This is a genomic window from Paraburkholderia suaedae (assembly GCF_040812055.1).
In the GTDB taxonomy this organism is placed as follows: Bacteria; Pseudomonadota; Gammaproteobacteria; order Burkholderiales; family Burkholderiaceae; genus Paraburkholderia.
This window is the reverse complement of the sequence record NZ_JBFOAH010000002.1, coordinates 186,997-203,821: the sequence shown is the minus strand read 5'-3', so window position 1 is coordinate 203,821 and position 16,825 is coordinate 186,997. Positions and strand designations below refer to the sequence as shown.

Below are 16,825 nucleotides of genomic sequence, written 5' to 3'. Positions count from 1 at the left end.
GTTTATTTATGGCTCAACCGACGCACGAGCCAATCCCCGAACGACTGCACCAGTTGCACGAAGACGATCAGGATAACCACGACCGTCAACATCACTTCGGGCAGAAAACGCTGATACCCATAGCGGATGCCGAGGTCGCCCAACCCGCCGCCGCCGATCGCGCCGGCCATCGCCGAATAGCCGACCAGCGACACGAACGTAATGGTCAACCCGGCGACCACGCCCGGCAGCGATTCCGGCAGCAGCACCTTGAACACGATCTGCGCGGTGGTCGCGCCCATCGCCTGCGCCGCTTCGATCAAGCCACGGTCGACCTCGCGCAGCGCGGTCTCGACCAGACGCGCGATGAACGGCGCGGCGGCAATCGTCAGCGGCACGACTGCGGCCGCGGTCCCGATCGACGAACCCACCACGAGGCGCGTGAACGGAATCACCGCCACCAGCAGGATGATGAACGGGGTCGAGCGCACTGCATTGACGACCACGCCCATCGCGCGATTCACCGCGACGTTCTCCAGCACGCCCTGACGGTCCGTCAGATACAGCAAGACGCCGAGCGGCAATCCCACCAGGGCGCCGACCAGTCCCGAAATGCCCACCATCACGAGCGTTTCCCACAACGACTGAACGAACATATCGAACATTTCACTCGACATGCGAGAGCTCCTCCACCACCACACCCTGTTCACGCAGATACGTCAGCGCCTGCGCCACCTTTGCCGGTTCACCGCCCGCGAGCACCGCGAGCGAGCCGAACGCCTGCCCCTGGATCTCGTCGATCTGGCCGTGCAGGATATTGAAGTCGAGTTCGTAGCGGCGAATCGTTTCCGAGAGAATCGGCTGATCGACACCCGAGCCTGTGAATGCGAGGCGCAGCAAGTGGCCGCTGCCCGTCTTCAGGCGCTCTGCGACGCGCACCTTCATCGCGGGCGGGAGTTCCTGCGCGATCACGTCGCCGATCAGCGCGCGCGTGACTTCATGACGCGGCTGCAGGAACACGTCGATCACCTTGCCAGCTTCGACCACCCGGCCCGCGTCCAGCACCGCAACGCGGTCGCAGACCTGCTTGATCACATCCATCTGATGGGTGATCAGCACGATGGTCAGATTCAGTTCGCGATTGATGCGCTTGAGCAGTTCGAGGATCGCCCGCGTGGTTTCGGGGTCGAGCGCGGAGGTCGCTTCATCGGAGAGCAGCACTTTCGGCTTGCTCGCGAGCGCGCGCGCAATGCCCACGCGCTGCTTCTGGCCGCCGCTGATCTGCGCCGGATAGCGGTCCTTCTGCGCCGACAGGCCGACCAGATCGAGCAGCGGCAACACGTTCGCCTCGGTTTCATCGCGCTTCATGCCGGCCAGTTCGAGCGGCAACGCGACGTTTTCATACACGGTGCGCGACGACAGCAGGTTGAAGTGCTGGAAGATCATGCCGATCTCGCGGCGCGCCTCGCGTAATTGCGCGGCGGGCAGCGTGGTCAGGTCGCGCCCATCGACGACGATATTGCCCTCGGACGGGCGCGTCAGCAGGTTGATGGTGCGCACGAGCGTACTCTTGCCCGCGCCGCTACGGCCGATGATGCCGAACACCTCGCCCGCCGGAATCGAGAGATCGACGTTGTGCAGCGCCTCAATCCAGCCCCGGGGTCCGGCGAAGCGCTGGGAAATATTGCGTATTTCGATCATGGAAAAACGAAACGGCGGTGATTGTCAGCGAGCGTCGTGCGCTCCGGACAAGCGGCCGCCGTTGTTTCTTATTTGGGATTTGAGGCGGTGATTCTATCGTAGCGGCCTCATTCCCTCTAATAATCAATTACGATCTTTTCATAACGGATTGGTATTAGGAGCCCGCGGAATCCCGCAGCGCTGGCGCGTGGCTGCGCATTGCTTGTGGCTTGGGAGCTGGTGCCGGGCCGCGGTGTGCAGCGCGCCGCGTGGCCATTGCGGCTCTGACCGCCTAGCGCTTCCATGCCGGCACGCGCTTGTCGATAAACGCCTGCACGCCTTCCAGCGCCGAGTCGTCCATCATGTTGCAGGCCATCGTCTGGCCAGCCAGTTGGTAAGCCGCCTCGACGCCCATTTCGAGCTGCCGATAGAAAAGGTCCTTGCCGGCCCTTACCGCTTCGACCGGTTTCGCGCAAATGCTCGCCGCGAGTTGCGCCAGCTCCGCGTCGAGCGCGTCGGCCGGGACGACCCGGTTCACGAGGCCTTCGCGCTTCGCTTGCTCCGCGTCGATGAAGTCGCCGGTAAGCAGCATTTCAAGCGCCGCCTTGCGCGACAGGTTGCGCGACAACGGCACAGAAGGGGTCGCGCAGAACAGCCCAAGGTTCACACCCGACACGGCGAAGCGCGCACAGTCCGCAGCGACCGCCAGATCGCACATCGCGACCAGCTGGCAGCCGGCCGCCGTCGCAATGCCCTGCACCCGCGCGATCACCGGTTGCGGCAGGCGCTGGATCGTCATCATCAGCTTCGTGCAGCGGGCGAACAACTGCTGGTAATAGGCCAAGGACGGCGCCGCACGCATTTCCTTCAGATCGTGGCCCGCACAGAACGCCCGCCCGGCGCCGGCAATCACGACCACGCGCGCGTCCGAGCGGGCGATGTCCGTCAATGCGCCCTGCAACCCGTCGAGCAGCGCTTCCGAAAGCGCGTTGAACGCGTCGGGCCGGTTCATTGTCAGCAGTACCGTGCCCGGCACCCGATACGCATTATGTTCGATCTCGATCAGTGAAGCGCTGCGCGCGTCGGCATTCATCGCTCGCTCCTCATTGCTATGTGCAAATACAAGCCAATGCAGGCAGATGCGGCCCGCGGCGCGGCACCATCAGATGCCGGCCAGCGAGCGTACGTGCGCGACGACGCTGCGTCCGAGCGCCGACAGGTTATAGCCGCCTTCGAGACAGCTGACGATCCGCCCGCGCGCATAGCGGTCCGCGATCTGGCGCACCTGCCCGGTGATCCACGCGTAGTCGTCTTCGACGAGGCCCATGTTGCCGAGGTCGTCTTCGCGGTGCGCGTCGAAGCCGGCCGAAATGAACAGCATCTCGGGCTTGAATTCGTGCAGGCGCGGCAGCCACAGCAGGTCCACCGCCTCACGCACTGCCATGCCGCTCGAGCGCGCCGGCATCGGCACATTGCACATGTTGGGCGCCTGGTTGTCAGCGCCGGTGAACGGGTAGAACGGATGCTGGAAGATGCTGCACATCAGCACCCGCGAGTCGCCTGAAAAAACCGCTTCCGTGCCGTTGCCGTGATGCACGTCGAAGTCGATGATCGCGACGCGCTGCAGCCCGTGCACCTCGAGCGCGTGACGCGCGGCGATCGCGACGTTGTTGAAGAAACAGAAGCCCATCGCGCGCGCCGGCTCCGCGTGGTGGCCTGGCGGACGCACGCTGCAAAACGCGTTGTCGTAGCGGCCCTCGATCACCGCGTCTGTCGCCGCCACCGCAGCGCCCGCCGCGCGCAACGCGGCTTGCAAGGTATGCGGGTTCATCGACGTATCGGGGTCGATTTCGGCGATGCCTTCAGTGGGCGAGCGGCTGCGGATGTAATCGAGATGCGCCTGCGTATGCACACGCAGCAACGCGGCGTCATCGGCAAGCGGCGGCGACTCTCGCTCGATGAGCGAGTCGATGCGGCTCGCGATCAGTTGATCTTCGATCGCCTGCAGCCGCGCGGGGCATTCGGGATGCCACTGCCCCATATCGTGCAGCATGCAGTCGGCGTGGGAATAGAAGCCTGTTGCCATGGTTCTGTTCTGCGGCGCGGCGCCTTCGAAGCGCGCGCAGCATGTCTCCTTCCAGAGGCGCGCGCCCTCGGCGCGCCAACATCTATCAACTTACCACACGATGCCGCTATGGCGCGTCGTACATGGTTTTGCAGAAGGGCTCGGGTATACTGCGCCATTTGTTTTCGGCTTCCCTTTTCCTTGTCTCCCACGCACCGCGCTCCTCGCTCACTATGACCGTCAAGCTTGCCCTGTCCGCACGAAACCGGCTTCACCTCAGCACGCTGGCCGCCTCACTGTCCGTCGCATCGTGCATGTTCATGGCAACCGCTCCGGCGCTCGCGCAAAACATCAGCAAGAAGCCGCCCGTGCGGATCGCGCAAAGCCAGCCGCAGCCGAGCGTGCCCCCAGGGCAAACGTTCGAGGAAGAAATCATTCCGCAGCGCTACGCGCACAACGCGGAGGTGGACGCCTTCATCAACGACATGGTCGCCCGCTACGATTTCGACGAGTCCGCGCTGCATGCGCTGTTCTCCGCCGTCAGCTATTCGGCCACCGCGGTCAAGCTCGTCACGCCGTCGCCGTCGCCTACGGTCAAGAACTGGCGCGTGTATCAGTCGCGCTTTCTGGACCCGGTTCGCATCAATGCCGGCGTGCGCTTCTGGCGCGAAAACCAGGCCACGCTGCAACGCGCATACCAGGAGTTCGGTGTGCCGCCGGAAATGATCGTCGGCATCCTCGGCGTGGAGACGATCTACGGCCGTTTCATGGGCAACTTCCGCGTGCTCGACGCGCTGACCACGCTGAGCTTCGACTACCCGAACACCGCCAATCGGGGCGATCGCCAGGCCATCTTCCGCAAGAATCTCGAAGACTATCTGGTGTGGACGCGCGACGCGCAAATCGACCCGACCAGGGTGCTCGGCTCCTATACCGGTGCGATCGGCATCCCGCAATTTCTGCCGAGCAGCATCGTGCAATACGCGGTGAGCTACGACGGCCGCAAGGAGATCGATCTGCGCACGAGCCAGGCGGACGCGATCGGCAGTGTGGCCAACTATTTGCGCCAGAACGGCTGGGAAAGCGGCCGGCCGGTGGTGTGGCGGATCGGCTCGGACGCCGGCAGCCTGGGCGTCGCGCAAGCCGCCGCCGACGGCCAGCCGGAACCGCACTGGCCGCTCGAACAGCTGCTGCGTGCCGGGCTGCTACTGAACGAACCGGACGTGGACATTGCGGCGGAGGCGGGCACGCCGGTGACGGTGGTGGATTTGCCGTCGCCCGGACGCGGCACCGAGTTCATGCTGGGATTGAAGAACTTCTACGTGCTGACGCGCTATAACCGCAGCTTCTTTTATGCACTCGCGGTGTATCAGTTGGGCCAGCGGATCAAAGCGCAGATGGAAGCAAGCGATGCGGCCAATGCCGACAATAACGCGGCGCCGCCGAACGGCGCATCGCAATGAGTGGTGGCAGGCGCTGAGTGTGCGTCATGCCCGAACGAACGAAAGCGCCGGTGTGTTACAGCCGGCGCTTTTTCGCAGCCAGCGCCGCGCTTGCCACGCTCGGGCGTCAGGCGGGAAACACGCCGGTCGACAGATAGCGGTCGCCGCGATCGCAGACGATGAACACGATCGTCGCATTCTCGACCTGGCGCGCGACCCGCAGCGCCACTTCACATGCGCCGCCCGACGAGATGCCGGCGAAGATGCCTTCGACGGACGCCAGCCGGCGCGCCATGGCTTCGGCAGCGGCCTGACTCACGTTCTCGACGCGATCCACGCGGCTGCGGTCGAAAATCTTCGGCAGATACGCTTCCGGCCATTTGCGAATGCCCGGAATGCGCGAGCCTTCTTCGGGTTGCGCACCGATGATCTCGATTGCCTGATTCTGCGTTTTCAAATAGGTGGACACGCCCATGATCGTTCCGGTCGTTCCCATCGACGACACAAAGTGGGTAATGCGGCCTTCGGTGTCGCGCCAGATTTCCGGGCCCGTGCCTTCCATGTGCGAAGCCGGATTGTCCGGATTTGCGAACTGATCGAGGATGATGCCCTTGCCCTCGCGCTGCATCTGTTCGGCGAGATCCCGCGCGTACTCCATGCCGCCGGTAACGGGCGTCAGAACGATCTGCGCACCGTACGCGGCCATGCTCTGACGGCGTTCCACCGACAGGTCTTCCGGCATGATCAGCACCATCTTGTAGCCGCGCACCGCGGCCGCCATTGCAAGCGCGATGCCGGTATTGCCGCTGGTGGACTCGATCAGCGTGTCGCCCGGCTTGATGCGCCCGCGCTCTTCCGCTTTCTTGATCATCGATAAAGCCGGCCGATCCTTCACCGACCCAGCGGGATTATTCCCTTCGAGCTTTGCAAGAATCACGTTGTTGCGGCTGCGGATCTCGTCGTCAGTGAGCCGGACGAGTTGCACGAGCGGCGTATTGCCGATCGTGTCTTCAATCGTTTTGTAAGCCATGTCGGTTCGGGTGTAGTCGATGCGCGGAGTGTTCGATTCAGCGATTCTAAACCACCGTATCCACGTCTGCCGTGCGGCCCTTCGGCCGCATGGGGCAATGCGGGCATCGGCGCGCGCCTTCGATGCCGGCCTGATTCGCAAGAGCGATACACGAACGGGGAGTTCACCACGCAAAAAGCCCGCGGCTGAGAACCGCGGGAGCCAGTCATCTGCATGACAGCTGAAGGAGTGTTCTTGCCACTCCGACCATGAACGGGACGACGGTCGCCCACCGCGCATGCGGCGGACCCCCCGCCAGGGCGCGCGCTCAGCGTCAGGCTATTTCTTCACCGCCACTGGAGCATTGCTCTTGGCGGCGTCGGCCGAAACGGTCGCGGCTTTGCCCGGTGCAGCCGCCGCAATCTGCGTGTCAGCAGCCGCGCCAGCCGGACCGACAGCGAGACCCTCCGCCTGCAGGCGCTCGACGGTATGCCCGCCCATGCCTTTGACGCGTTTGCCGAGATCGGTCGGGTCCTTGAACGGGCCATGCGCTGCACGCTCGTCGAGAATGGCTTTCGCTTTGGCCGCACCGATGCCCTTGATGCCACGCAGCGCATCCTCGTTCGCGGTGTTGACGTCGACGGCCGCGTACGCGTGGCCGAAAGCGGCGAGCATGGCCGCGGTAACCAGAGTTTTTCGAAACATATGGAATCTCCCTCGTACAACCGGCTGGCGACCATCACCAGCCGGGAGATTCCAGTTTAAAGAGGGATCCGAACTAATTACACCTGGCCGAACAGCCAACGTACATAGCGCTCGACACCTTCCTGCACGCTCAGGAACGGCGCGTCGTAGCCGGCCGCGCGCAGCTTCGACTGATCCGCTTGCGTGAAGCACTGGTATTTGCCGCGCAGCGCGTCGGGAAACGGGATGTATTCGATCAGCCCGCGCTGCACCTGTTCCGCGAGCGAGAGCGCCGGCTCGTCGTTCAGCGCGCGCAAGGTGTTGACCACTGTGCTCGCGATGTCGTTGAACGGCTGCGCGCGGCCACTGCCCAGATTGAAGATGCCCGACTTATGCGGGTTGTCGAAGAAGAACAGGTTGACCTTCACCACGTCTTCCACGGACACGAAATCGCGCGTCTGCTCGCCGGCCGCGTAGCCGTTGTATTCGCCGAACAGCTTGACCTTGCCCTCGGCGCGGAACTGGTTGAAGTTGTGGAACGCCACCGACGCCATGCGCGCCTTATGCGTTTCGCGCGGCCCGTACACATTGAAGTAGCGGAACCCCGCGATCTGGCTCTTCGAGATGGGCAGCACGCGGCGGACTACCTGATCGAACAGGAACTTCGAATAGCCGTACACGTTCAGCGGCTGTTCGACTTCGCGCTCTTCGACGAAGCGGCTCGAACCGCCATACGTGGCCGCCGACGACGCGTACAGGAACTGGATGTTCTGTGCGAGGCAGACATCGAGCACGTCGCGGCTGTACCGGAAGTTGTTGTCCATCATGTAGCGGCCGTCGGTTTCCATCGTGTCCGAGCAGGCGCCTTCGTGGAAAATCGCGCGGACCTTGCCGAAATCGCCGCGCCTGAAGCGCTCGACGAATTCGGTCTTGTCCAGGTAGTCGTCGATTTCGCAGTCGACCAGATTCTTGAACTTGTCGGCCCGGGTCAGGTTGTCGACGGCGATGATGTGTTGTTCGCCGCGCTCGTTGAGCGCCTTCACGAGATTGCTGCCGATGAACCCGGCCGCGCCGGTGACGATGAGGGTCATGATGAGCCTGCGTTGTGAGCTTTGCTTGTAACGGGAGTGACGCGCGAAAGCGCGAACTCCGGCCGACCGCCTTGCATGGGATCAGCCGACGCCCCGTGAGTCGGTTTCAGGCCGCCCGAAGGCGCACGACCAGGGGCCGGTGGGCTGCGTCAATGAAAGAGTTCGTCGTAGCCGACGGTGGCGGTGCCGAGCTTGCCGACCACGATGCCGGCCGCGCGATTGGCGAGGCCGACCGCGTCGACCAGCGTGAGACCCGCGCCCAGCATGGCGGCGAGCGTGGCGATCACGGTGTCGCCCGCACCCGAGACATCATACACTTCGCGTGCGACCGCCGAAGCATGCAGGACGCCGTCGTCGGAGAAGAGCGTCATGCCCTCTTCCGAGCGCGTCAGCAGAAGCGCCTTGAACGCCAGCTCTTTGCGCAGTTTGGTCACGCGTGCGAGCAGGTCGTCTTCGGATTTCCATTGACCGACCACCTCGCGCAACTCAGCGCGGTTCGGCGTGATCAGCGTCGCGCCGCGATAGCGCTCCCAGTCGTCGCCCTTGGGATCGACCAGCACCGGTTTGGCCGCAGCGTGCGCCTTCGCGATCATCTGCGTAACGTGCGTCAGGCCGCCCTTCGCGTAGTCGGACATCAGAATCACGTCGTGCGAGGGCAGCAATTCGTCGAAGCGCGCCAGACCCGCGAGCAGCACCTCGTGCGCCGGCGAGTTTTCGAAGTCGACGCGCAGCAACTGCTGCTGACGCGACAGCACGCGCAGCTTGATCGTGGTGAGAAGCGCCGGATCGCGTTCGAGATGCGGCGTCACACCGCTTTCACCCAGCAACTGCACGATGCGCTCGCCGGGCTCGTCGTGCCCGACCACACAAAGCAGACCAGCCTGCGCGCCGAGCGCGACCGCGTTTCGCGCGACGTTCGCCGCGCCGCCGAGGCGGTCTTCCTGGCGCTGCACGTGTACGACCGGCACCGGCGCTTCGGGCGAAATGCGGTTGACGTCGCCGAACCAGTAGCGGTCGAGCATCACGTCGCCGACCACCAGCACGCGCGCCGCGCCGAGCTGGGCGCGCGGCACCATCGTGAGCTTTGGCGCTGGCGTGGCCGCGGGTGCGCCCGGCATGGGCTCAGGCATCGGCCGGAAATTCAGAGGGTTGGGCATAAGGGCGTCCAATCGAGTGATAGTCGATGCCGAGTTCGGTCATCGCGTCCGGTTCGTACAGGTTGCGGCCGTCGAAAATCAGCGGCGACTTCAGCACCGATTTCAGATGTACGAAGTCCGGACTCTTGAATTCTTTCCATTCGGTGACGATCACGAGCGCATCGGCGCCGGTGAGCGTTTCATCCTGGGTGCTGGTGAAGGTCAGACGCGCGAGCTGTTCGGGGGCGGCCTGCAGATCCAATCCGAACACGCGATGCGCTTCCGTTACCGCGACGGGATCATACGCGCGCACGTGGGCGCCGCGCGCCAGCAGTTCCGTGATCACTCGACGGCTCGGCGCCTCGCGCATGTCGTCCGTGTTCGGCTTGAACGCAAGGCCCCAGACGGCGAACGTGCGGCCGCTCAGATCGTCGCCGAGCCGCGCCCTGATCTTGTTCACGAGCACGTCCTTCTGCCTGTAGTTCACTTCCTCGACCGCTTCGAGAATACGCAGGTTGTGACCGCTCTCGCTGGCGGTGCGGATCAGCGCCTGCACGTCCTTCGGGAAGCACGAACCGCCGTAGCCGCAACCGGCATACAGGAAGTCATAGCCGATCCGCGGGTCCGAGCCGATGCCGCGCCGCACCGCCTCGATATCCGCGCCGACCCGGTCGGCCAGATTCGACATCTCGTTCATGAACGAGATGCGGGTGGCGAGCATCGCGTTGGCCGCGTACTTGGTGAACTCGGCCGAGCGCACGTCCATATACAGCGTGCGTTCGTGATTGCGGTTGAACGGCGCGTACAGACGCTTCATCAGCTCGCGTGCGCGCTGACCGGCTTCGTCCTCGTCGATGCCGAGCACGATGCGATCGGGGCGCATGAAGTCGTCGACCGCCGCGCCTTCTTTCAGAAACTCGGGGTTGGACACCACCGAAAAGCGGTGCTGCGCGCTATTGGCGAGCCGGCGTTTGGCCAGCTCTTCTTCGATCGCGGCGCGCACGCGCTGGGCGGTGCCCACCGGCACGGTCGATTTGTCGACGATGACCTTGAAGCCGTTCATGGTGCGGCCGATGTTGCGGGCCGCCTCCAGCACGTATTGAAGATCGGCCGACCCGTCTTCGTCCGGCGGCGTGCCCACGGCGATGAACTGAATCTCGCCGTGGGCGACGCTCGCTTCGATGTCGGTCGAAAACGTGATGCGCCCGGCTGCGCGTGTGCGGGCAATCATCTCCTGCAAGCCCGGCTCGTGAATCGGCACGCCGCCATTGTTGAGAATCTCGATCTTGCGCGGATCGACGTCGACGCAGAAAACGTCATTGCCGATCTCGGCGAGACACGCTCCAGTGACGAGGCCGACGTAGCCAGTGCCGATAATGGTGATTTTCATACGTTTTCCGGTTGAGGGTTCCGGTGATGATTGCCGGTGATGAGACCGGCGACGAACTCGCGGCCAAAACCGTCCGCGTAGGCACCGCCGCACACGCAGCGCCCTGGCGGCACGACCGAAACCGCAGCCAGACCAGCGTCAGTTCGACGCGGTGATCGGTTCGATGCGACGCGGCGCATAAGTTTCCCACCCGCTGCAGCCGGGGCACTGCCAATAGAACAGCCGCGCTCTGAAACCGCAATTCTGGCAGGTATAGCGCGGCAGATTCTTGGTGCGCTGGCGGATCAGCGTGCGCATCAGTTCGAGTTCACTGCGCCGCGGCTCTTCCGCGACAGCTTGCTGCGCCTCCAGCAAACGCGTCATGCCGGCCAGATTCGGCGACTTCTGCATCTGCGCGCGCGCCAGCGCGTGTGCCGCATCGGTGCCGCGCAGCGACGCGACATGCTGATAGGCGACGTCCAGCAGATCGTTGCTCGGATGGCGATCGACCCACGCGGTGAGCAGGTCGGCGCCGTCCTGCGGACGGCCGAGCGCCTCATAGGCCTTCATCACCTTCTCGGCCACGAGCGGAAGATAGGCCGGATTCTGTTCCTCGACCCGCCGCCATTGAGCGATGGCCGCCTCCTGCGCGCCGCCGGCCGCGTCCACGTCGCCAAACAGGATGGTCGCACGCACGTTGGTCGGGTTCGCTTTCAGCGCGAAGCCGAGTTGCCGGCGCGCCTCGTCCGGGTTGTTCTGCTGCAGCGCTTCCTGCGCGAGTTCGCAATGGAACTGCGCGATTTCGCGGTCGAGCGATGCCGCGCCCATCGTTTCCAGATGGCGCGCGGTGTCGATCGACTTGACCCAGTCCTTCTCGATTTCGTAGATGGTGAGCAGCGCACGTTGTGCGCCCAACGCGTAGTCGCCCGTTTGCAGCGAACGGAACGTCTCCTCGGCGCGATCGAGCAGCCCCGCTTTCAGGAAGTCCTGACCCAGCTCATAGAGCGCATGATCGCGTTCGCTAACTGGCAGATCGGCGCGGCTCAGCAGGTTCTGATGCACGCGAATCGCGCGGTCTGTTTCGCCGCGGCGGCGGAACAGATTGCCCAGCGCGAAATGCAGTTCGACCGTTTCAGGGTCGAGCTTGACGACTTCGATGAACGCGTCGATTGCCTGGTCCGGCTGCTCGTTGAGCAGAAAATTCAGGCCGCGAAAATAGGAGCGCGGCAGGTTGGCGCTTTCGGACAGCAGCGCCTTCAGGTCGTAGCGCGCAGCCATCCAGCCGAACGCAAAAGCGACCGGTATGACCAGCAGCCACCAGAAATCTAGATCCATGCGATTGATGCAAACGTGCGGGAAAGCGGGAATGGAACGCCGCGCCCAAGGTGCGCGGCGCAAGAAAATTCAGATGAGCGGCGGCATGGGCGGCTGTTCGACCACCACCGGCGTTTCGCGGGCGACGCGCAACTCGCGCTTGAGCCGGCCATTTTCCAGCCGCATGCGCACCATGGCCGGCATCGACGACACGAGACCAGCAAGCAGCCCCACGACGAAGAATGCGAGGCCGATCAGGATCAAAGGCGCCGACCACGCGTAGCCCGCGAGGAAATTCAGCGTAGCAGGTTGTGTGTTGGAGAGCGCCAGCACCAGCAGCAGCACGAACACCAGCACACGGATCAGCCAGACGATAAATTTCATAGAGCTCTCTTGACGGCAGTTGCGCGGTGACGCCGGCCTGATGACGCGTCGCGCCACGGTGTTGCCCGCGCCGAAGTGACCCGTATTGTAAATGAAGCCTTCGCGACTGGGCAGGAACTGGCGGATGGGGGCCTGACGGGGGTGTTTCTTGCCAAACGATGCGTGGGCAGATGCGCTCTGCCTGAACCGACACACTGCGGCAGGTTTCGAGCCTACGTCCTGATCGGTCACGCAACTCGGCAGGCCAAGCGAGCCCAGCAGCAACATCAGGCAAAACGTCAGGGCGAAAAAAAAGCGCCCGGAGGCGCTTTTTCTGGTCTATTGCCGACTGGCTTTGGCCGCTGACGCTGTCAATACCACGCTGCAAACCGCACAGCGAGGTATCTACAGATCGTCGTCCGGCTCTTCGGCCTTCAACGGCTCGCCCGCGCGACGATCTACCCGCTCACGCAGTTCCTTGCCGGGCTTGAAGTGCGGTACGTACTTCTCAGGTACCAGCACCTTCTCGCCCGACTTCGGATTGCGTCCGACGCGGGAGGGACGGCGGTTCAGGCCGAAGCTGCCGAAGCCGCGAATTTCAATGCGATGACCGTTGGCAAGCGCCTCCGACATCGCATCGAGCATCGTCTTCACCGCGAAATCCGCATCTTTGAGTACAAGCTGCGGAAATCGCGTAGCCAGCTGGGCGACCAATTCCGATTTGGTCATACTGCAGCAGACCTCTCAGGCTTACTGGTTCTGGCCGTCGAGCTTGGCCTTCAACAGCGCGCCGAGGTTCGTCGTGCCGGTAGCAGCCGAGCTCGAATCCGACGAAGCCAGACCGCGGATGGCTTCCTGCTGCTCAGCCGAATCCTTGGCCTTGATCGACAGGTTGATGCCGCGCGACTTGCGATCGATGTTGATGATCATCGCGTTGACCTTGTCGCCTTCCTTCAGCACGTTGCGAGCATCTTCCACGCGGTCTTGTGCGATTTCCGAAGCACGCAGGTAGCCTTCGACTTCAGCCGACAGCTGAACCACTGCACCCTTCGCGTCCACCGTCTTGACCACGCCGTCGACGATCGAACCCTTGTCGTTCATTGCAACGAAGTTGCTGAACGGGTCGCCTTCGAGCTGCTTGATGCCGAGCGAAATGCGTTCTTTCTCGACGTCGATGCCGAGAACGATCGCTTCCACTTCGTCGCCCTTCTTGTACTTGCGAACCGCTTCTTCGCCCGTTTCGCTCCACGACAGGTCCGACAGGTGAACCAGACCGTCGATGCCGCCCGGCAGACCGATGAAGACGCCGAAGTCGGTGATCGACTTGATTGCGCCTTGCAGCTTGTCGCCCTTCTTGAAGTTGCGGCTGAAGTCGTCCCACGGGTTCGGCTTGCACTGCTTCATGCCGAGGCTGATACGGCGGCGGTCTTCGTCGATTTCGAGAACCATGACTTCGACTTCGTCGCCCAGTTGCACAACCTTCGACGGTGCAACGTTCTTGTTCGTCCAGTCCATTTCCGACACGTGGACGAGACCTTCGATGCCCGATTCCACTTCGACGAATGCGCCGTAGTCGGTGATGTTGGTGACCTTACCGAACAGGCGCGTGCCCGACGGGTAACGGCGCGAGATGCCTTCCCACGGATCGTCGCCAAGTTGCTTGATACCCAGCGAAACGCGGTTCTTTTCCTGGTCGAACTTGAGGATCTTCGCGGTGACTTCCTGGCCGACCGACAGCACTTCGCTCGGGTGGCGCACACGACGCCATGCGATGTCGGTGATGTGGAGCAGGCCGTCGATACCGCCCAGGTCCACGAACGCGCCGTAGTCGGTGATGTTCTTGACCACGCCTTCCACGATCGCGCCTTCCTTGAGCGTTTCGAGCAGCTTTGCGCGCTCTTCGCCCTGGGTCGCTTCGATCACGGCGCGGCGCGACAATACGACGTTGTTACGCTTGCGGTCGAGCTTGATGACGCGGAATTCCAGCGTCTTGCCTTCGTACGGGGTCGTGTCCTTGACCGGACGCGTGTCGACGAGCGAACCCGGCAGGAACGCGCGGATGCCGTTGACCATCACGGTCATGCCGCCCTTGACCTTGCCCGTGATCGTGCCGGTCACGAGTTCGTTGTTGTCGAGCGCCTTTTCCAGCGACAGCCACGAAGCGAGACGCTTCGCCTTGTCGCGCGACAGGATCGTGTCGCCATAACCGTTTTCCAGCGCGTCGATCGCGACGGAAACGAAGTCGCCCGCCTGCACTTCTACCTCGCCCGCGTCGTTCAGGAACTCTTCGAGCGGGATGTAGGCTTCGGACTTGAGACCAGCGTTGACGACCACGAAGTTGTGGTCGACACGTACGACTTCGGCGGAGATCACTTCGCCGGCGCGCATGTCTTGCTTGGTCAGCGACTCTTCGAACAGAGCCGCAAAAGATTCGGTATTCGGGGTAGAGGTTTGCAGGTCGGACATAAAAATCAAAAGTTGCATGGTTCTCGCGGTGCCCGGCTGGCCGGACGGTCAGCAATTTCGGCAAGAAAGCGAATGCCACGCGGGGTTAAAGGGTTAAAACAACGCTTCACGACCATCGTGAAGCACCTGCCGACAACGAGGTTGCTACTGCTGCCCGCACTGATGCGCCCTCAACTGAAACGCGTACTTCCAGTCAGGCGTGCGGGACTAAGGCTTCATACCACTGCACCACTTGCTCGACCGCCTGGTCCACTGACAATGCGGAGGTTTCAAGCAGCTTTGCATCCGCCGCGGGCTTGAGCGGCGCGACCGCGCGTTGACTGTCACGCTCGTCGCGCTCACGCAAATCCCGGAGCAAGTCATCTATATTAGCAGAAAATCCTTTTTGGATCAATTGCTTATGCCGGCGCGCCGCACGGGCCTCGACGCTGGCCGTCAAGAACACCTTGAGCACGGCGTCCTGGAAGATCACGGTCCCCATGTCGCGGCCGTCGGCGACCAGCCCCGGTTCCTTGCGAAAGGCCCGCTGACGGGCCACTAGTGCGGCTCGCACCGACGCATGCACGGCAATTGCCGAGGCCCGGCTGCCCACTTCCTCGGCGCGAATTTCGGCCGACACATCGACGCCGTCGAGCTGCGCCAGCCCTTCGCGAAAAGTGATATGCAGGTCGTCAATCAGTTTGACAAGGGCGTCGGCGTCATCGGCCGCAACGCCGTAACGCAGGCTGGCGAGCGCGGCAAGCCGGTACAGCGCGCCGCTATCGAGCAGGTGAAAACCGAGGCTCGCGGCAACCAGAGCGGCCACGGTGCCTTTGCCCGAGGCGCTCGGGCCGTCGATCGTAATGACGGGCGTCTGGTGAAAGGGACGGGTCGGTTTCATCGAAAAAGTCGCACGTCAGTCGATTCCGGGTCGAATCAAGGTTGGGCAAGCGCGGTGAAGCGCTCGAAATAATCAGGAAAGGTCTTGCCGACGCACTTCGGGTCGTTGATCCGGATCGGCACGCCACCCAGACTGATCAGCGAGAAGCACATCGCCATCCGGTGGTCGTCGTAGGTGTCGATCGCAGCGTTCGGAATCAGCCTGTCAGGCGGCGTCACGACGAGGAAGTCGTCACCCTCCTGGATCTTCGCGCCGACCTTGCGCAGCTCGGTCGCCATCGCGGCGATCCTGTCCGTTTCCTTCACGCGCCAGCTCCCGATGTTACGCAGCGTGCTCGTGCCGTCCGCGAACAGCGCGGCGACGGCGATCGTCATCGCGGCGTCGGGAATCAGATTGAAGTCCATGTCGATCGGTTCGAGCTTGCCGCTGTCGTGGCCGACGCCGCGCACTTCGATCCAGTCGTCGCCCATCTGCAGGTTCGCGCCCATCCTGATGAGCGCGTCGGCGAAACCGACGTCACCCTGGATGCTCGCGCGGCCCACGCCCTCCACCTTCAGCGGACCGCCGCCAAGCGCGCCGGCCGCCAGAAAGTACGACGCGGACGACGCATCGCCCTCGACCATGATCGTGCCCGGCGACTGATAGCGCTGCCCCGCCGGCACGACGAACTGGTGCCAGCCGTGCCGCTCCACATGGATGCCGAAGCGCGCCATCAGCTTCATGGTGATCTCGATGTACGGCTTCGAGATCAGTTCCCCGTCCACCTGCACGGTGCTCACGCCGCTTTCGGTGCGCACGAGCGGCAGCGTCATCAGCAGCGAGGTCAGGAACTGACTGGAAACGTCGCCGCGCACGCGGATCGGTGCGTCGGCGGCAATCTGCGCCGGGCGGATGCGAAGCGGCGGATAGCCATCATTCCCTTCATAGTCGATCTTCGCGCCAATCTGGCGCAAGCCGTCGACCAGGTCGCCGATCGGCCGCTCATGCATGCGCGGCACGCCGTGAATCCGATAGTCGCCGCCGTTCACCGCCAGCGCCGCGGTCAGCGGACGCACCGCCGTACCCGCGTTGCCGAGGAACAGGTCGGCCTGGCGCGCGGTGAACGCGCCGCGCGTGCCGGTTACGACACAGGTGTCGCCGGCGCGCTTCACGCGCACGCCCAGCTTTGCCAGTGCGTCGAGCATCACGCGGGTGTCGTCGGAGTCGAGCAGGTTCGTGATCGTCGTTTCGCCTTCGGCAAGCGCCGCCAGCAGCAATACCCGGTTCGAAATGCTCTTCGAGCCTGGCAGGCGAATCGTGCCGGACGCACGCGAGAACGGTCCGAGATCGAGAAATTCCATGATTGAG

At 63.5% G+C, this 16,825-nt stretch carries 16 protein-coding genes; 1 reads left to right on the top strand and 15 read right to left on the bottom strand.

What is annotated here, in order from left to right:
* Positions 1-2: 2 nt before the first annotated feature.
* The 4 genes from ABQJ48_RS04315 to ABQJ48_RS04300 all read right to left on the bottom strand — a co-directional run bounded on the left by ABQJ48_RS04315 (position 3) and on the right by ABQJ48_RS04300 (position 3,745).
* Positions 3-656: a methionine ABC transporter permease gene (locus ABQJ48_RS04315; RefSeq protein ID WP_367836203.1), complete on the bottom strand. Its 654-nt coding sequence runs from the start codon at positions 654-656 to the stop codon at positions 3-5.
* On the bottom strand, positions 646-1,680 hold the full coding sequence (locus ABQJ48_RS04310; protein WP_367836202.1) for a methionine ABC transporter ATP-binding protein: 1,035 nt from the start codon (positions 1,678-1,680) through the stop codon (positions 646-648). The genes ABQJ48_RS04315 and ABQJ48_RS04310 overlap by 11 nt, the downstream gene beginning before the upstream one ends.
* 271 nt (positions 1,681-1,951) lie before the next feature.
* A complete protein-coding gene (locus ABQJ48_RS04305) occupies positions 1,952-2,752 on the bottom strand; it encodes an enoyl-CoA hydratase (RefSeq protein WP_367836200.1) in 801 nt (266 codons plus the stop codon).
* Between the two features lie 69 nt (positions 2,753-2,821).
* The gene (locus ABQJ48_RS04300; RefSeq protein ID WP_367836199.1) at positions 2,822-3,745 is read right to left on the bottom strand and encodes a histone deacetylase family protein; all 924 of its coding nucleotides are present in this window, start codon (positions 3,743-3,745) and stop codon (positions 2,822-2,824) included.
* Positions 3,746-4,038: 293 nt separating this feature from the next.
* Here ABQJ48_RS04300 and mltB point away from each other — a divergent pair, with 293 nt between their 5' ends.
* Positions 4,039-5,187: a lytic murein transglycosylase B gene (gene mltB, locus ABQJ48_RS04295; protein ID WP_367836197.1), complete on the top strand. Its 1,149-nt coding sequence runs from the start codon at positions 4,039-4,041 to the stop codon at positions 5,185-5,187.
* Between the two features lie 106 nt (positions 5,188-5,293).
* Here the strand turns inward: mltB and cysM are convergent, their stop codons facing one another.
* From cysM to aroA, 11 genes are all read right to left on the bottom strand, one after another.
* Entirely contained in the window at positions 5,294-6,196 is a 903-nt protein-coding gene (gene cysM, locus ABQJ48_RS04290; protein WP_367836196.1) for a cysteine synthase CysM, read from the bottom strand.
* Between the two features lie 318 nt (positions 6,197-6,514).
* Positions 6,515-6,880, bottom strand: coding sequence for a ComEA family DNA-binding protein (locus ABQJ48_RS04285; protein ID WP_367836194.1), 366 nt, complete (start codon positions 6,878-6,880; stop codon positions 6,515-6,517).
* A gap of 77 nt (positions 6,881-6,957) precedes the next feature.
* The gene (rfaD, locus tag ABQJ48_RS04280) at positions 6,958-7,950 is read right to left on the bottom strand and encodes an ADP-glyceromanno-heptose 6-epimerase (protein WP_367836193.1); all 993 of its coding nucleotides are present in this window, start codon (positions 7,948-7,950) and stop codon (positions 6,958-6,960) included.
* 149 nt (positions 7,951-8,099) lie between these two features.
* On the bottom strand, positions 8,100-9,107 hold the full coding sequence (gene rfaE1, locus ABQJ48_RS04275) for a D-glycero-beta-D-manno-heptose-7-phosphate kinase (protein WP_367836191.1): 1,008 nt from the start codon (positions 9,105-9,107) through the stop codon (positions 8,100-8,102).
* Positions 9,073-10,476: a UDP-glucose dehydrogenase family protein gene (locus tag ABQJ48_RS04270; protein WP_367836190.1), complete on the bottom strand. Its 1,404-nt coding sequence runs from the start codon at positions 10,474-10,476 to the stop codon at positions 9,073-9,075. Before ABQJ48_RS04270 ends, rfaE1 begins: the two co-directional genes overlap by 35 nt.
* Positions 10,477-10,614: 138 nt before the next feature.
* Entirely contained in the window at positions 10,615-11,790 is a 1,176-nt protein-coding gene (gene lapB, locus ABQJ48_RS04265) for a lipopolysaccharide assembly protein LapB (protein ID WP_367836189.1), read from the bottom strand.
* Between the two features lie 69 nt (positions 11,791-11,859).
* Positions 11,860-12,153 carry a LapA family protein gene (locus ABQJ48_RS04260; protein WP_367836188.1) on the bottom strand — a complete coding sequence of 98 codons (294 nt, stop codon included), beginning with the start codon at positions 12,151-12,153 and terminating at the stop codon, positions 11,860-11,862.
* A 384-nt stretch (positions 12,154-12,537) separates the two neighbouring features.
* Positions 12,538-12,861, bottom strand: coding sequence for an integration host factor subunit beta (locus ABQJ48_RS04255; RefSeq protein ID WP_007180889.1), 324 nt, complete (start codon positions 12,859-12,861; stop codon positions 12,538-12,540).
* Between the two features lie 21 nt (positions 12,862-12,882).
* Entirely contained in the window at positions 12,883-14,616 is a 1,734-nt protein-coding gene (rpsA, locus tag ABQJ48_RS04250) for a 30S ribosomal protein S1 (protein ID WP_367836187.1), read from the bottom strand.
* Between the two features lie 175 nt (positions 14,617-14,791).
* Positions 14,792-15,478, bottom strand: coding sequence for a (d)CMP kinase (gene cmk, locus ABQJ48_RS04245; protein WP_367836186.1), 687 nt, complete (start codon positions 15,476-15,478; stop codon positions 14,792-14,794).
* A 35-nt stretch (positions 15,479-15,513) separates the two neighbouring features.
* Positions 15,514-16,818 (bottom strand): 3-phosphoshikimate 1-carboxyvinyltransferase, encoded by a 1,305-nt coding sequence (gene aroA, locus ABQJ48_RS04240; RefSeq protein WP_367836185.1) that lies wholly within the window; start codon positions 16,816-16,818, stop codon positions 15,514-15,516.
* Positions 16,819-16,825 lie beyond the last annotated feature (7 nt).

Bases quoted from the DNA above. Each gene is read 5' to 3' on its own strand.
- aroA (WP_367836185.1), bottom strand. From the start codon at position 16,818: ATGGAATTTCTCGATCTCGGACCGTTCTCGCGTGCGTCCGGCACGATT.
- cmk (WP_367836186.1), bottom strand. From the start codon at position 15,478: ATGAAACCGACCCGTCCCTTTCACCAGACGCCCGTCATTACGATCGAC.
- rfaE1 (WP_367836191.1), bottom strand. From the start codon at position 9,107: ATGCCCAACCCTCTGAATTTCCGGCCGATGCCTGAGCCCATGCCGGGC.
- ABQJ48_RS04255 (WP_007180889.1), bottom strand. From the start codon at position 12,861: ATGACCAAATCGGAATTGGTCGCCCAGCTGGCTACGCGATTTCCGCAG.
- mltB (WP_367836197.1), top strand. From the start codon at position 4,039: ATGTTCATGGCAACCGCTCCGGCGCTCGCGCAAAACATCAGCAAGAAG.
- ABQJ48_RS04305 (WP_367836200.1), bottom strand. From the start codon at position 2,752: ATGAATGCCGACGCGCGCAGCGCTTCACTGATCGAGATCGAACATAAT.
- rpsA (WP_367836187.1), bottom strand. From the start codon at position 14,616: ATGCAACTTTTGATTTTTATGTCCGACCTGCAAACCTCTACCCCGAAT.
- ABQJ48_RS04260 (WP_367836188.1), bottom strand. From the start codon at position 12,153: ATGAAATTTATCGTCTGGCTGATCCGTGTGCTGGTGTTCGTGCTGCTG.
- rfaD (WP_367836193.1), bottom strand. From the start codon at position 7,950: ATGACCCTCATCGTCACCGGCGCGGCCGGGTTCATCGGCAGCAATCTC.
- ABQJ48_RS04315 (WP_367836203.1), bottom strand. From the start codon at position 656: ATGTCGAGTGAAATGTTCGATATGTTCGTTCAGTCGTTGTGGGAAACG.
- ABQJ48_RS04270 (WP_367836190.1), bottom strand. From the start codon at position 10,476: ATGAAAATCACCATTATCGGCACTGGCTACGTCGGCCTCGTCACTGGA.
- lapB (WP_367836189.1), bottom strand. From the start codon at position 11,790: ATGGATCTAGATTTCTGGTGGCTGCTGGTCATACCGGTCGCTTTTGCG.
- ABQJ48_RS04285 (WP_367836194.1), bottom strand. From the start codon at position 6,880: ATGTTTCGAAAAACTCTGGTTACCGCGGCCATGCTCGCCGCTTTCGGC.
- ABQJ48_RS04300 (WP_367836199.1), bottom strand. From the start codon at position 3,745: ATGGCAACAGGCTTCTATTCCCACGCCGACTGCATGCTGCACGATATG.
- cysM (WP_367836196.1), bottom strand. From the start codon at position 6,196: ATGGCTTACAAAACGATTGAAGACACGATCGGCAATACGCCGCTCGTG.
- ABQJ48_RS04310 (WP_367836202.1), bottom strand. From the start codon at position 1,680: ATGATCGAAATACGCAATATTTCCCAGCGCTTCGCCGGACCCCGGGGC.